This is a genomic window from Paraniabella hibiscisoli, assembly GCF_022512515.1.
Taxonomy (GTDB): domain Bacteria; phylum Bacteroidota; class Bacteroidia; order Chitinophagales; family Chitinophagaceae; genus Niabella; species Niabella hibiscisoli.
Map to the genome: position 1 here is coordinate 3,724,960 of NZ_JAKWBK010000001.1, position 13,734 is coordinate 3,738,693.

The 13,734-nt window shown below is 41.5% G+C and carries 19 protein-coding genes and 1 pseudogene; all 20 read left to right on the plus strand.

All coding sequences use genetic code 11. From position 1 onward, the window contains the following. Positions 1 to 25 precede the first annotated feature (25 nt). The 20 genes and pseudogenes from MKP07_RS23180 to MKP07_RS23270 all read left to right on the plus strand — a co-directional run bounded on the left by MKP07_RS23180 (position 26) and on the right by MKP07_RS23270 (position 13,565). Positions 26 to 1,651, plus strand: a pseudogene (locus tag MKP07_RS23180) (RagB/SusD family nutrient uptake outer membrane protein). Between the two features lie 17 nt (positions 1,652 to 1,668). Then, positions 1,669 to 2,433, plus strand: coding sequence for a TonB-dependent receptor plug domain-containing protein (locus tag MKP07_RS23185; protein ID WP_240849445.1), 765 nt, complete (start codon positions 1,669 to 1,671; stop codon positions 2,431 to 2,433). Further along, entirely contained in the window at positions 2,430 to 2,588 is a 159-nt protein-coding gene (locus MKP07_RS23190) for a hypothetical protein (RefSeq protein WP_240849446.1), read from the plus strand. Before MKP07_RS23185 ends, MKP07_RS23190 begins: the two co-directional genes overlap by 4 nt. After that, the gene (locus MKP07_RS39360; protein WP_262919437.1) at positions 2,585 to 2,713 is read left to right on the plus strand and encodes a hypothetical protein; all 129 of its coding nucleotides are present in this window, start codon (positions 2,585 to 2,587) and stop codon (positions 2,711 to 2,713) included. The genes MKP07_RS23190 and MKP07_RS39360 overlap by 4 nt, the downstream gene beginning before the upstream one ends. Before the next feature lie 5 nt (positions 2,714 to 2,718). Then, positions 2,719 to 3,726: a SusC/RagA family TonB-linked outer membrane protein gene (locus tag MKP07_RS23195; RefSeq protein WP_240849447.1), complete on the plus strand. Its 1,008-nt coding sequence runs from the start codon at positions 2,719 to 2,721 to the stop codon at positions 3,724 to 3,726. Further along, the gene (locus MKP07_RS23200; RefSeq protein ID WP_240849448.1) at positions 3,666 to 4,190 is read left to right on the plus strand and encodes a TonB-dependent receptor domain-containing protein; all 525 of its coding nucleotides are present in this window, start codon (positions 3,666 to 3,668) and stop codon (positions 4,188 to 4,190) included. Before MKP07_RS23195 ends, MKP07_RS23200 begins: the two co-directional genes overlap by 61 nt. Positions 4,191 to 4,216: 26 nt before the next feature. Next, entirely contained in the window at positions 4,217 to 4,399 is a 183-nt protein-coding gene (locus MKP07_RS23205; RefSeq protein ID WP_240849449.1) for a hypothetical protein, read from the plus strand. Then, a complete protein-coding gene (locus MKP07_RS23210) occupies positions 4,378 to 4,752 on the plus strand; it encodes a hypothetical protein (protein WP_240849450.1) in 375 nt (124 codons plus the stop codon). The genes MKP07_RS23205 and MKP07_RS23210 overlap by 22 nt, the downstream gene beginning before the upstream one ends. Positions 4,753 to 4,790: 38 nt before the next feature. Beyond that, a complete protein-coding gene (locus MKP07_RS23215; protein ID WP_240849451.1) occupies positions 4,791 to 5,192 on the plus strand; it encodes a hypothetical protein in 402 nt (133 codons plus the stop codon). Next, complete coding sequence (locus tag MKP07_RS23220; protein WP_240849452.1) at positions 5,189 to 6,535, plus strand: RagB/SusD family nutrient uptake outer membrane protein; 1,347 nt, start codon at positions 5,189 to 5,191, stop codon at positions 6,533 to 6,535. The genes MKP07_RS23215 and MKP07_RS23220 overlap by 4 nt, the downstream gene beginning before the upstream one ends. A 100-nt stretch (positions 6,536 to 6,635) precedes the next feature. Beyond that, the gene (locus MKP07_RS23225) at positions 6,636 to 7,001 is read left to right on the plus strand and encodes a hypothetical protein (RefSeq protein WP_240849453.1); all 366 of its coding nucleotides are present in this window, start codon (positions 6,636 to 6,638) and stop codon (positions 6,999 to 7,001) included. 281 nt (positions 7,002 to 7,282) lie between these two features. Further along, the gene (locus tag MKP07_RS23230) at positions 7,283 to 7,591 is read left to right on the plus strand and encodes a hypothetical protein (protein ID WP_240849454.1); all 309 of its coding nucleotides are present in this window, start codon (positions 7,283 to 7,285) and stop codon (positions 7,589 to 7,591) included. A gap of 50 nt (positions 7,592 to 7,641) precedes the next feature. Then, entirely contained in the window at positions 7,642 to 7,878 is a 237-nt protein-coding gene (locus MKP07_RS23235; RefSeq protein ID WP_240849455.1) for a hypothetical protein, read from the plus strand. 23 nt (positions 7,879 to 7,901) lie between these two features. Next, the gene (locus MKP07_RS23240) at positions 7,902 to 8,474 is read left to right on the plus strand and encodes a glycoside hydrolase family 88 protein (RefSeq protein ID WP_240849456.1); all 573 of its coding nucleotides are present in this window, start codon (positions 7,902 to 7,904) and stop codon (positions 8,472 to 8,474) included. 582 nt (positions 8,475 to 9,056) lie between these two features. After that, positions 9,057 to 9,377, plus strand: a complete 321-nt coding sequence (locus tag MKP07_RS23245) for a hypothetical protein (RefSeq protein ID WP_240849457.1) — start codon at positions 9,057 to 9,059, stop codon at positions 9,375 to 9,377. 40 nt (positions 9,378 to 9,417) lie between these two features. Next, positions 9,418 to 9,654 (plus strand): hypothetical protein, encoded by a 237-nt coding sequence (locus tag MKP07_RS23250; RefSeq protein WP_240849455.1) that lies wholly within the window; start codon positions 9,418 to 9,420, stop codon positions 9,652 to 9,654. Between the two features lie 23 nt (positions 9,655 to 9,677). Then, on the plus strand, positions 9,678 to 10,250 hold the full coding sequence (locus MKP07_RS23255) for a glycoside hydrolase family 88 protein (protein WP_240849456.1): 573 nt from the start codon (positions 9,678 to 9,680) through the stop codon (positions 10,248 to 10,250). Between the two features lie 666 nt (positions 10,251 to 10,916). Then, the gene (locus tag MKP07_RS23260; protein WP_240849458.1) at positions 10,917 to 12,029 is read left to right on the plus strand and encodes a glycoside hydrolase family 88 protein; all 1,113 of its coding nucleotides are present in this window, start codon (positions 10,917 to 10,919) and stop codon (positions 12,027 to 12,029) included. Between the two features lie 40 nt (positions 12,030 to 12,069). Continuing rightward, positions 12,070 to 13,083, plus strand: coding sequence for an alpha-L-fucosidase (locus MKP07_RS23265; RefSeq protein ID WP_240849459.1), 1,014 nt, complete (start codon positions 12,070 to 12,072; stop codon positions 13,081 to 13,083). Then, positions 13,029 to 13,565, plus strand: coding sequence for an alpha-L-fucosidase (locus MKP07_RS23270; protein WP_240849460.1), 537 nt, complete (start codon positions 13,029 to 13,031; stop codon positions 13,563 to 13,565). The genes MKP07_RS23265 and MKP07_RS23270 overlap by 55 nt, the downstream gene beginning before the upstream one ends. The last annotated feature ends 169 nt before the right edge of the window (positions 13,566 to 13,734 follow it).

The following is a 13,734-nucleotide window of genomic DNA, read 5'->3' on the forward strand; positions in this document are numbered from 1 at the left end:
ACATACATTATCTATTGTAGTGCTGATGGCATTGGCAACTACATCTTGTAAAAAGGAAGTGGAGAAGGTTCCTTTTGAAAGAAATGACCTCGACAATATTTTTGATGTACGCGATTCTAACGCCGACCAGGCTAAGAAATATCTTTATGGAATTTATACGAATCTTCCCGACATATATGGTCGCTTCGATGGGGGCTTTTTAGAATCGGCTACTGATGATGGAGTCTCCATCAATTTTGATAATGCTACCAGTTCGTTTCGCCAAAACTGGGTATCATCCAGAAATGTTTTTGAAGAAACGCTATGGGCTCAAAATTATGAAGGTATCCGACGGGCCAATGTGTTTCTGGCTAATATCGACAGAGTGCCTGTACGACCAGCTGTTTTAAAACCACAGATGAAGGCGGAGGCCCGTTTTTTAAGAGCTTACTTTTATTTTGAGTTATTGAAAAGATGGGGCGGCGTACCGGTAGTGAATGATGCTATCTATGAATTCGATTCTAAAATTGATATTCCCCGTAAAACAGCAACCGAAACCTTCGATTACATCATTGGTGAGTTGAATGCAGCAATGGTGGATGCACTTCCGTTAGCGCAGGCCGACGTTACATGGGGCATGGTCTCTCGTGGTGGTATCATGGCATTGAAATCAAGAGTGCTGCTTTATAAAGCAAGCCCCCTATTTAACACAGGTAATAGTGTTGAGTACTGGCGGGAGGCGGCAGCAGCTGCTAAACAGGTATTAGATTCGAACTACTACAGTTTAGCCACTAACTATATTACTTTATTTAATTCGGTAAGACTAACCGGCACCGCCCGCGAAATAATTTTTAGCAAAATTAGAACTGCCGGTACAAGTATTGAAACGCTTAATGGTCCGGTAGGTTATGTACAAGGTTCCGGCGGATCTAATAACCCATCGCAGAATCTGGTAGATGCTTATTTGATGAAGTCTACAGGAAAACGAATTAATGAGGTCGGGTCGGCTTATGATCCTGCTAATCCATATGCAAATAGGGACGACCGTTTTGCGGCCAGCATTTTTTACAACGGTAAAAGCTGGTTCAACCGTGCGGTGCAAACCTACGAAGGAGGCCTGGATAACCCGCTGAATACGCAGAACAGAACCCGGACAGGTTATTATCTGCGCAAGTTCATGGGCGCTTTTGAAACATCAGCTTCCATATCTAACCAAACACATAATCATATTCTTTTCCGGCTGGGTGAAGTAATGCTGAATTATGCTGAAGCTGAAAACGAATTAAACGGTCCTGGCGCAACCAGTTCCCCGTATATCAGCAACTGATCAATATACGCAAAGAGCAGGTGTTGCTGCCGGCACAAACGCTTTATATGGATTGCGGCTACCGCAACAAAAGAAGAGATGCGTGATATTATCAGGAATGAAAGACGTATAGAATTAGCATTTGAAGAGCACAGGTTTTGGGATATACGAAGATGGAAGATAGCGGAAATTGTGATGAATCAACCGGTGAGAGGTATGAGGATCATTAACGGCACGCCATTAACTTATACAGTATTTGATGTAGAACAATCCACGTTCGATGCATCGAAAATGTATTTCTATCCTATACCTTTTTCGGAGATACAGCGCAATCCTTCATTAACCCAAAATCCTAATTGGAACTAAAATTACAATCCAATATTATGAGAAATATTTTTCTGTTGCTGTTTCTATTTTTTCTGAATATGGCTAGCGCACAAAATACGAAAACCATAAATGGTCGCACTGTAAACCAGGATGGGGCGCCCGTAATTTATGCTACCATCAAAATTGCAGGGTCTGGATCTAAACAAGTGCTGTCCTCTGAAGATGGTTCCTTTGCACTGGAAGTGGGTAATGGCGACATACTGGAAGTGAGCTCGGTAGGTTATAATCCTACAAAAGTTACCATTAAGGCCGACTCCAGCTATTATCTGATCCGGCTACAGTCCAACAATACCGAAATGGGCGAAGTAGTGGTGACCGGTTTTCAGAAACAAAGGAAGCTTACCGTTACCGGCGCTATCAGTACCGTTAGCGGATCAGAGTTGGCGCAAAGCCCTTCGGCCAGCTTTCAGAATGCGCTGGTGGGTCGTATGCCGGGAATATTTCAACAACAAACTACGGGGCAACCGGGAAGAGATGCGGCCAATGTATTCATCAGGGGCGTTAGTACCTATGCTACAACCGGGGGCATTAATACCCCGCTGGTTATTGTAGATAATATGGAGTTTGATTATTCAAAACTTAGCCAGATAGATGTAAACGAGCTGGAGAGCTTTTCGATTTTAAAGGATGCTGCCAGCACCGCGGTATATGGTATAAGGGGTGCCAATGGCGTTATCGTAATTACTACCAAGCGTGGTAAAGAAAGTAAGCCTGTGATTAATGTTACAGTGAATAATGGTATTCAATCACCCACTTTTTGAGAAAGCCTTTAGGCTCTGCAGATGCGCTGTCACTAATTAGAGAGCAACTTATTCAGCAGGGGGCCAATGCAGATGTAGAAGAGGGCGGATTGTATTCGCAGGCGTCTATTGATAGTTTCCGGTATAGTGCGAATCGTTATAAATATCAAGTGTGAACTGGTACGATGAGTTGATTAGGAAATATGCCGCTCAAAACAACCAGAACATCGATATGTCGGGCGGTAACCGCATCATGCGTTACTTTTTACCTTATCGCATTGGTTTCAGGATGGTATATTGACCGAAGTGCCGAAAAGCGAGCCTTTTAATAATAACTATTATTTAAGAAGATTCAATTTACGTACCAACCTCGATTTTACCGTAACCAAAACCCTGACAGTAAAAACAGACCTGAGGGCTAACTTCAGCGAGATCAACGAACCTAATTTGCCCGATGTAATGACTGGCGGGGCCTGGCCCATGTGGAGGCGTATTACTAGTGGTGTATTAACTCCATGGTTATATCCCGTAAATAATCCTGATGGTAGCTACGGAGGGAGGATCGGTAACTATAGCCTGAATCCTAAAGGAATACTGGAGTATGCCGGCTATAGCAGGGAGTTTAATAACGATTTTAATATTAATATTACCGGTAACCAGAAATTAGGTTTTATAACCAACGGTCTTGAGATAAGCGGAGCCTATTCATTTGCACAAAATACCGGCTTCACCAGGAGCTTGACCCGGCCAAGGTTTCCTACCTACATCTACAATGAAGATGGATCTTATACCCCGGTGTTCAGCGATTTGACCCGACTGGCTCAGCTAACTAGGTCTGCAGGTATCACACGGCCTGTTCGAAGAACAAATAAACAATTACAGCTGTCCTATAACCGAACCTTTGCTTCCTTACATAATGTATCAGCTAATGTGGTGGGTATGGAAGTAATTACCAGGACGATTAACGGCACTTCGGGCCAGCCTAACAGAACAGAGGTATACAAAGGTATAAACGGGCAATTTATCTACACCTATGATAATAAATATATAGTGGGGTATACCGCATCTTACAGTGGAACAGATAAATTTAAATCTGCACAGAAGTTTGGCTATTTTCCGGCATATTCCGCAGGGTGGATTCTTTCCGAAGAGGGCTTTTTCAAAGATCATGTAAAGTTCATTAATTTGTTTAAGATCCGCGGTTCTTATGGTACCACCGCACCGATAATATTGCGGCAACCGATTACCTGTATGTGGATCGCTATTCAAGATCAACCAGTTCCTATTTATTTGGTGAAGTGCCCAGTGGTATAGCAACTATTTCACCCGCCTCCATTGCCAATGAAACCATTACTTGGGAAAAGAAACGCGCTTATAATATAGGAGCAGATATAAAACTGTTCAATAATAAGGTAGATATTGTGGTAGACAGATTTGACGAATTGCGTTACGATATCTTATCTACCCGCGCAACTGTTCCCACATTTGCATCTATCGAATTAACGCCTACCAATATCGGCCGCGTATCCAATAAGGGCTGGGAGTTTGAGTTAAAGTATAAAGATATGGTGGGCAGTAACCTTAGCTATTTTGTGGGTGGCAACCTGTCTATTGCGAAAAACACAATCGTCTTCAGAGATGAGCCTTACAATTTCAGAAATCCTTTAAATATGACCACAGGAAATCCGGTAGGTCAGATATTTGGCTACAAGGCATTGGGCTTTTTCAAAGCCAGGAGGAAATTGATAACGGTCCCAAAGATTTCAGGAGCAATTTAAAGCCAGGTGATCTAAAGTATGCTGATATGAATGGTGATGGTGTTATTAACGACCAGGATATTGTGCCTATTGGTTTGCCGGGTGTGCCTCCTTACACTTTTGGTATCTCGGCAGGCTTTAGCTACAAAGGATTTGATCTTTCAGTATTGTTCCAGGGCGCTACGGTAGCAACCTGGCTGCCAATACCATGCTGCAGATTGGTAATGTAAATGGCCTCCCGCAAGAAATACATCAGCAGCGGTGGACCCCTGAAACTGCGACTACGGCAGAACTACCCAGGTTGGGCGGACCCAATTGGGATATATCATCTTTTTGGCTTAGAGATGCGAGTTACCTGAGGTTTAAAAACTTTGAATTAGGCTATACACTTAAAAGTAAATTCTTAAATAAAGCTGGTATTAAAGCCTTCCGCATTTTCGGAAATGGCCAAAACCTGTTAACGTGGTATAAGCTAAAAATTTATGATGTAGACCCGGAATCGCAAAATGATAATACGGTTGCCGCCTACTCCAATTATCCGCAGATGAAAGTGATCAACCTTGGTTTACGGGCCACATTTTAAAATTCAGACCCCGGTTATTTAAAATAAAAAACAAGCTGATGAAAGCAAAATATATACTACTGGCAGTACCTGTTTTGGTTAGTCTTTTGATAGGCTCATGCAGGAAAGATTCGGAGAGCAGTCTCTTTGATGTAAACCCGGATGATATTCCATATAATGAACAAAAAGTTTTTGCGGATAGTATCCAGACAATGGAGTTTGTTACCTCTATTTATAGAAATCTTTCCTATAACTACTTTTTAGACAATGCAGAACATACTGGCGGTGGCTACTGGAGCTTTGCTGATATTACGGATGATGCAGAGAACAGGTGGAGTGGTAATGCCCAGATAGCGCCCATGTTTAATCTAAACACTTTTCCTTCTGAGTCTGGCTGGTCGCGTTTCAACAATGCATGGACCATGGGGTATAGAAATATACGTTGGTGTAATATCTTTTGAAGAATAACGAACGTGTGCCTATCTCGGCACCTGTGAAGAGCCGTTTGATAGGCGAAATTAAATTCTTAAGGGCTTATTATTATCTGCATCTGTTTAGGTTGTATAGTGGCATTCCTTTGGTGGGCGATAGTGTGTATGCACTTACAGATCCGATAAAAGCAACCCGTGCAACGTTTGAAGAAACAGTTAATTATCTTAGCGATGAACTGGAGGGAGCGGCCGTTGCGCTGCCATTAAAGCACCAGGCCAGTGATTTTGGAAGGCCTACAAAGGGAGCTGCATTAGCATTGAAATCTAAACTGCTTTTGTATGCGGCAAGTCAGCTGTTTAATGGCAATAATATAGCAACCGATCCTGCTGTGGCGCCATTGGTTGGGTATACGAATTCAGATCCTCAGCGCTGGAAAAAAGCGGCCGACGCCGCAAAAGCTGTAATCGATCTGGGGCAATATACGCTGTTACAGGGGAATCCTGCAATTACCTCACAGCATGGATTATATCTTGCAACAACGCAGAGAGTAAACGATGAGCTGATATTTTCTATTCTTCCAACCTCAGGCAGGGTTACTGAAAACAGGTTGCTTCCTCCAAGCAGGGGCGGGCAATACTACTCATTTCCTTCGCATGCTTTGGTTGATGCGTTTGATATGAGTAATGGAAAACCGATTGCGGATCCGCAATCCGGCTATAGCGAGACAAATCCGTTTGTAAATCGTGATCCAAGGTTTTATATTACCATTTTGTACCAGGGCGCTTTGTGGCTCAACACCAACCTTACTACGTCTTCGGCAATCAATTTTGCGGTAAATTCTACAACCGGCGATGTTTTCGGCACTTCTACAAGAACCGGTTTTTTATTCAGAAAGCTCTGTAATGAAGGTGCCACAGGCGGTGGTGGACTTTCTACCAATGCAGGGCTAATCGTAAGCAGGTACGCGGAGATTTTACTGAACTATGCCGAGGCTTTGAACGAATTTCAGGGGCCTGGCCCGGAAGTATACCAGGCTGTTGAAGCAATACGTCAACGTGCAGGCCTGAACCCCTACACACTACCGGCTTCTTTGAGTAAGGATCAGATGCGGGATATTATCCGAAATGAAAGGAGGGTGGAGCTGGCTCTTGAAGAAGCGCATCGTTTTTTTGATATTAAAAGGTGGAAAATTGCTGAAGATGTTGATAAAGGACCATTGGTAGGAAGACGATATGCAACTCCGGCTTCAACTGGTGAAAGGGTAACTGCCGAAACCCGCGTGTTTGTAGCGCCTAAAATGTATAATTTCCCGATACCGTTAACAGAAGTAAATAAAGCGGGAGGAGCTATCCTTCAAAATCCGGGATGGTAGGTTATTGAACAATTGTTCAATCCTATTCAATTTCCTGCTGCATCCGGAAGATCGATCTTTTAATAAAAATTATTCTATTTAAATTTTTAAATATTAAGTTATGAAAAAAGTATTCGTTGTTGTTTCGTCAATGCTTGTTTTATGCCTGCTGTATAGTTATACTCCTAAGGCAAAGGCTTTCCCATGCGATCATACTATTCCGGCCACGTTTTATTGTGGAACAGGGGATCAGCTTAAGTTAGTGTTTGATGATGTATCAAATCCTGCTACAGGCAATGTACATATTTATGACATTGATAATAATTATATAGGTGATCCGCATATTGACCTCATTCCAACAACTCCCGGTAGCGTCAACATAGAATTTCAGTTAATAGATGAGAACGGACCAGATTATCTTGGAGAGATTTATGGACTGCAATGTCAGGGGTATAGCTATGCTTCGTCTTATGTATCATGCTACTAATGGTCACAGAATAATCCAATAAAATAATGCGATAAACAACATAGCGATCATTATAAGCTCGGTTTGCAGTTTGGAACTGTCTAAAAGATGATTTAAAATAGTTGAATTGTCTTGTAAGGTTTTTTGCGGCTGAGATAAAATTGAGTGATGAAAGTGTGGAATTAAAATGATACTGTCAGAGGGTAATGGCGAAGGCTATGAATGTCTGAATAAGAAGATAATTCCTGGAAATAATGGAATAGTAAATTGATACTGTAAATTAATATTTGTAGCTAAGAAAGATGCGAAAGTTTTTAATAGGTTTATATACTTTATGGTGCGGTACCGGAACATTAGTGGCACAACAACCGGGAAATGTGAATATGCGAGAGTTGATACAGGACAACTTTGCTTTTGCCGACTCGCAATACCAGTATATGATGAAACAGGTTGCCCCGGACAAAATGCCACAGTCTTACGACGAGAAAAATAAGAAATCAATTGCTTACCAGCGTACCTGGTGGTGTACCGGTTTTTACCCCGGAGCTCTTTGGTATATTTTTGAGCAGACCGGTAACCCTGTCATAAAAAAGAAGCGGAAAGAGCATTAAAAGTAATTGAACCGAATAAAACCTATACCGGCAATCATGACCTGGGCTTTATGATGTACTGTAGCTTCGGCAATGCTTATCGGATAACAAAGAACGAGTCCTATAAAGAAATTATTATTCAATCCGCGGCCGCGCTTGCAAGCCGTTACAGGCCCTCGGCGAAAGTGATCCAATCCTGGAACACCAACCAGTATTTTAAAGGTCCGGTAATAATAGATAATATGATGAACCTGGAGCTGTTGTACTGGACAAGCCTGAATGGGGAGATAAAAAGTATAAGGACATAGCTATTGCCCACTCTAATACTACATTGAAACATCATTTCAGACCTGATTTCAGTTCTTACCATGTAATAGACTACAATATGCAAACAGGGGATGTGCTTCGCAAAGCCACCTGGCAGGGAGCTGCCGATTGTTCTGCCTGGTCCCGCGGCCAGGGTTGGGGTTTATACGGTTATGTGATGATGTATCGTTTTTCTAAGGATAAACGATACCTGGACCATGCAAGAAAAGTAGCAGGTTTTATACTCAATCATCCCAACCTGCCCAAAGATAAAATACCATACTGGGATTTTGACGCGCCGTTGATACCACTGGCTAAACGCGATGCCTCCGCTGGTGCTATCACTGCATCTGCATTGCTTGAATTGGGACAATACACCGTTGGTAAAGAGAAAGCGACTTATATTGAAAATGCTAAGGATATAATTCTTGCTTTATCCGGTGAGAAGTATAAAGCTAAATCTGGCGAAAATGGCGGATTTCTTTTAAAACATAGTACCGGAGCTTTGCCGCTGAACTCTGAAATTGATGTGCCGTTAATCTATGCCGATTATTACTTTCTCGAAGCGTTAAAACGTTATAAAGATTGGTATTTATAATCCGGCATATTGATACTCAACCTCATTTACTGATTGATGACGGGCCAGCAATGATGATGATGCTTGGGTTGTGAATAAGACAGTTAGAATTTTGTTGCGAACCTGTTATGTATAGGTTTCCAATAAGTAGTCCGTTGTTTGGATAATAGTATATAGCAGCTTCAGCAAGCTACCTCGCAAGAGGAAGAAGAGCTTTGGGATTGGACTATGTAGGTGAATTGTGTAATACGTAAGCTGATCAAACTGTTAACGGTGTAGACCAGAGTGATAGGTTTGGAGCTATTGTCCACCAGTATGATTAGAGTTCGAATTAATAGGTTTATTGGCGATTGGTAAAATTTTTGTATTGAAAATCAATTGTTTATTTATGATGTTTACAATTGCCCCTTTTTATTTAGGATAGTACCCTCACAACTTTGAGGTGAGGGTCTATATTCGGAGTTAAATATAATTTGTTAATGTCTTTCGCTGATTTTTTGAAACTGTTGTTTCCTCCATTATATACAGGTATATGGACAATTTTTAAAATCACTGCAGGACTGGCAAGAGGAGTGCTTTTTAAACAGTTTTAAGAGTTTTATAATGATAAAGAATTTTTTAGGGTTACTAATAATAATACAAGTATACGTTCCCCATGCCTTGGCCCAAACTACAGGTAAAACGGATATGGCAGTGCTTATTAAAGAAAATTTTGCTTTTGCCGACTCGCAATACCAGTATATGATGAAACAGGTTGCCCCGGACAAAATGCCACAGTCTTACGACGAGAAAAATAAGAAATCAATTGCTTACCAGCGTACCTGGTGGTGTACCGGTTTTTACCCCGGAGCTCTTTGGTATATTTTTGAGCAGACCGGTAACCCTGTCATAAAAAAAAGCGGAAAGAGCATTAAAAGTAATTGAACCGAATAAAACCTATACCGGCAATCATGACCTGGGCTTTATGATGTACTGTAGCTTCGGCAATGCTTATCGGATAACAAAGAACGAGTCCTATAAAGAAATTATTATTCAATCCGCGGCCGCGCTTGCAAGCCGTTACAGGCCCTCGGCGAAAGTGATCCAATCCTGGAACACCAACCAGTATTTTAAAGGTCCGGTAATAATAGATAATATGATGAACCTGGAGCTGTTGTACTGGACAAGCCTGAATGGGGAGATAAAAAGTATAAGGACATAGCTATTGCCCACTCTAATACTACATTGAAACATCATTTCAGACCTGATTTCAGTTCTTACCATGTAATAGACTACAATATGCAAACAGGGGATGTGCTTCGCAAAGCCACCTGGCAGGGAGCTGCCGATTGTTCTGCCTGGTCCCGCGGCCAGGGTTGGGGTTTATACGGTTATGTGATGATGTATCGTTTTTCTAAGGATAAACGATACCTGGACCATGCAAGAAAAGTAGCAGGTTTTATACTCAATCATCCCAACCTGCCCAAAGATAAAATACCATACTGGGATTTTGACGCGCCGTTGATACCACTGGCTAAACGCGATGCCTCCGCTGGTGCTATCACTGCATCTGCATTGCTTGAATTGGGACAATACACCGTTGGTAAAGAGAAAGCGACTTATATTGAAAATGCTAAGGATATAATTCTTGCTTTATCCGGTGAGAAGTATAAAGCTAAATCTGGCGAAAATGGCGGATTTCTTTTAAAACATAGTACCGGAGCTTTGCCGCTGAACTCTGAAATTGATGTGCCGTTAATCTATGCCGATTATTACTTTCTCGAAGCGTTAAAACGTTATAAAGATTGGTATTTATAATCCGGCATATTGATACTCAACCTCATTTACTGATTGATGACGGGCCAGCAATGATGATGATGCTTGGGTTGTGAATAAGACAGTTAGAATTTTGTTGCGAACCTGTTATGTATAGGTTTCCAATAAGTAGTCCGTTGTTTGGATAATAGTATATAGCAGCTTCAGCAAGCTACCTCGCAAGAGGAAGAAGAGCTTTGGGATTGGACTATGTAGGTGAATTGTGTAATACGTAAGCTGATCAAACTGTTAACGGTGTAGACCAGAGTGATAGGTTTGGAGCTATTGTCCACCAGTATGATTAGAGTTCGAATTAATAGGTTTATTGGCGATTGGTAAAATTTTTGTATTGAAAATCAATTGTTTATTTATGATGTTTACAATTGCCCCCTTTTTATTTAGGATAGTACCCTCACAACTTTGAGGTGAGGGTCTATATTCGGAGTTAAATATAATTTGTTAATGTCTTTCGCTGATTTTTTGAAACTGTTGTTTCCTCCATTATATACAGGTATATGGACAATTTTTAAAATCACTGCAGGACTGGCAAGAGGAGTGCTTTTTAAACAGTTTTAAGAGTTTTATAATGATAAAGAATTTTTAGGGTTACTAATAATAATACAAGTATACGTTCCCCATGCCTTGGCCCAAACTACAGGTAAAACGGATATGGCAGTGCTTATTAAAGAAAATTTTGCTTTTGCCGACTCGCAATACCAGTATATGATGAAACAGGTTGCCCCGGACAAAATGCCACAGTCTTACGACGAGAAAAATAAGAAATCAATTGCTTACCAGCGTACCTGGTGGTGTACCGGTTTTTACCCCGGAGCTCTTTGGTATATTTTTGAGCAGACCGGTAACCCTGTCATAAAAAAAGAAGCGGAAAGAGCATTAAAAGTAATTGAACCGAATAAAACCTATACCGGCAATCATGACCTGGGCTTTATGATGTACTGTAGCTTCGGCAATGCTTATCGGATAACAAAGAACGAGTCCTATAAAGAAATTATTATTCAATCCGCGGCCGCGCTTGCAAGCCGTTACAGGCCCTCGGCGAAAGTGATCCAATCCTGGAACACCAACCAGTATTTTAAAGGTCCGGTAATAATAGATAATATGATGAACCTGGAGCTGTTGTACTGGACAAGCCTGAATGGGGGAGATAAAAAGTATAAGGACATAGCTATTGCCCACTCTAATACTACATTGAAACATCATTTCAGACCTGATTTCAGTTCTTACCATGTAATAGACTACAATATGCAAACAGGGGATGTGCTTCGCAAAGCCACCTGGCAGGGAGCTGCCGATTGTTCTGCCTGGTCCCGCGGCCAGGGTTGGGGTTTATACGGTTATGTGATGATGTATCGTTTTTCTAAGGATAAACGATACCTGGACCATGCAAGAAAAGTAGCAGGTTTTATACTCAATCATCCCAACCTGCCCAAAGATAAAATACCATACTGGGATTTTGACGCGCCTTATATCCCCCATGCAAAAAGGGATGCTTCAGCGGCTGCTTTAATTGCTTCTGCGTTGCTGGAACTGGGACAATATACTAACGGATCTGAAAAGGAAAGCTATATCAGCAATGCAAAAGATATGATTGTATCATTGTCAGGAGAAAAATATAAGGCGAAGCTGGGAGAAAACGGAGGTTTCCTGTTAAAGCATAGTACGGGCTCATTGCCTTCTAATTCAGAAGTAGATGTGCCGTTGATTTATGCTGATTATTATTATCTTGAAGCACTGAAGCGTTATAAAGACTGGTATTTGTAATTGTTCCCTCAATATTAAGCTCAACTAATAAAACATAAGGATGAATAAAATCGTTAACAGAATTGCTGCTATACTGCTTTTAGCCGGCATTGGTATAGGGGTACAGGCCCAATCATGGACGGGTCCCAAGGAAAAGCCAAAGAGCAGGATTGATTTGAAATATGGTCCTTTAAACCCAGGTAAACGGACCGATGCTGATATGCAGCGGTTCAGGGAATATGGCCTGGGGCAGTTTATACATTGGGGTGTTTATGCTATCGCCGGAGGCGAATGGAATGGCGTAAAAGCGCCCACCGCTTCGGAGTGGATAAGAGTATGGTCGGGCAATACCGCTCCGCAAAACTGGCAGCAAACCTATGATAATTTGTACAAGCAGTTTAATCCTAAAAGTTTTGACGCCCGATCATGGGCGCGCCAGGCAAAGCAAATGGGAGCCCGTTATATGATCATTACCACTAAACATCATGATGGATTTTGCCTGTGGCCGAGTAAATACACCAATTATACGATTGCCCAAACGCCTTACAAAAAAGATATTGTTAAGCAATTGGTAGATGCGTATACAGCTGAGGGCATTGATGTATATCTGTATTTTTCTATCATCGACTGGAACAATAAGGACTACAGGAGCGCTTCACTCAAGACGGAAGATGAAAAACAAGCCTATAACCGGTTTTTAACTTTTACACGCAACCAGTTATTCGAGTTAATGGATAATTATCCGAAGATGAAAGGATTTTGGTTCGACGGTACATGGGATAAGGCATGGATCAATGCTTATGAGTGGACCTACCAACTGGAAAAGGATTTGCGTAACGCGCATCCTGGTCTAATTATCGGGAGCCGTTTTAGAAACGATGAGCATGGTAAACGACATTTTGATTCAAACGGCGACCTGCTGGGTGATTACGAGCAGGGGTGGGAGCGTAAGCTGCCGGCTCAGTACGAATGGCTGAATGGCAATGATTGGGATTGTGTAATGACCATACCACCTAATGGTTGGGGATATATAAAGATTGGTCGCAGTTTTATACCAAAACGGCCTATGATTTAATTGATATGTTGATGCATTCTGTATCCATGGGCGGCAATTTTGTATTGAATTTTGGCCCGGACGGAAACGGGCAAATGCATACAGGAGAAGATAAGTTGGCTAAAGAATTGGGTGATTGGATGAAGCTCAATAGCGAAGCTGTTTACGGAGTTACTCATGCGGCATTAGAGCCCTCCAGCTATGGCTATTATACGCAAAAAGCAAATGCGTTATACCTGACTGTTTTTAATCGTCCGGTTAATAATCAAATCAGGTTAAAAATTCCAAGATCGGCAACCCAGGTGCCTGAGGCGGCAAGTCTATTGGCAAATAAAACATCTTTAAAAATGAAGTTCGTTGACATAGGTATCGATTTAGATAAAAATGTTTATTTTGATATTACCCTTCCGGCAAGCTTTATGAGTAAAGATCCTTTTGTAATTAAAATAGATACCAAAACGGGGAAGATCAATGCCCGTGAGTTGGAAAAAGCCCATATGTAATCAAGGTTTTAAGCCAGTTTTTTTATTATACTACCTTCAAAATGATGCCGATGAAACAAATAAAATTACCTGTTGTAGCAGCTAAGATTGTATTAGCCTTGATGTTCTTTTTAGTTCAATATACCCTCATTGCACAACAGCCGGCCACACCAGCATGGGCAAAGGAAAC

Excerpts from the sequence above, each read along its gene's own strand:
- MKP07_RS23235 (WP_240849455.1), top strand. The coding sequence starts at position 7,642 with ATGATGTACTGTAGCTTCGGCAATGCTTATCGGATAACAAAGAACGAG.
- MKP07_RS23260 (WP_240849458.1), top strand. The coding sequence starts at position 10,917 with ATGGCAGTGCTTATTAAAGAAAATTTTGCTTTTGCCGACTCGCAATAC.
- MKP07_RS23225 (WP_240849453.1), top strand. The coding sequence starts at position 6,636 with ATGAAAAAAGTATTCGTTGTTGTTTCGTCAATGCTTGTTTTATGCCTG.
- MKP07_RS23215 (WP_240849451.1), top strand. The coding sequence starts at position 4,791 with ATGAAAGCAAAATATATACTACTGGCAGTACCTGTTTTGGTTAGTCTT.
- MKP07_RS23250 (WP_240849455.1), top strand. The coding sequence starts at position 9,418 with ATGATGTACTGTAGCTTCGGCAATGCTTATCGGATAACAAAGAACGAG.
- MKP07_RS23185 (WP_240849445.1), top strand. The coding sequence starts at position 1,669 with ATGAGAAATATTTTTCTGTTGCTGTTTCTATTTTTTCTGAATATGGCT.
- MKP07_RS23210 (WP_240849450.1), top strand. The coding sequence starts at position 4,378 with ATGCTGCAGATTGGTAATGTAAATGGCCTCCCGCAAGAAATACATCAG.
- MKP07_RS23265 (WP_240849459.1), top strand. The coding sequence starts at position 12,070 with ATGAATAAAATCGTTAACAGAATTGCTGCTATACTGCTTTTAGCCGGC.
- MKP07_RS23230 (WP_240849454.1), top strand. The coding sequence starts at position 7,283 with ATGCGAAAGTTTTTAATAGGTTTATATACTTTATGGTGCGGTACCGGA.
- MKP07_RS23245 (WP_240849457.1), top strand. The coding sequence starts at position 9,057 with ATGATAAAGAATTTTTTAGGGTTACTAATAATAATACAAGTATACGTT.
- MKP07_RS23205 (WP_240849449.1), top strand. The coding sequence starts at position 4,217 with ATGAATGGTGATGGTGTTATTAACGACCAGGATATTGTGCCTATTGGT.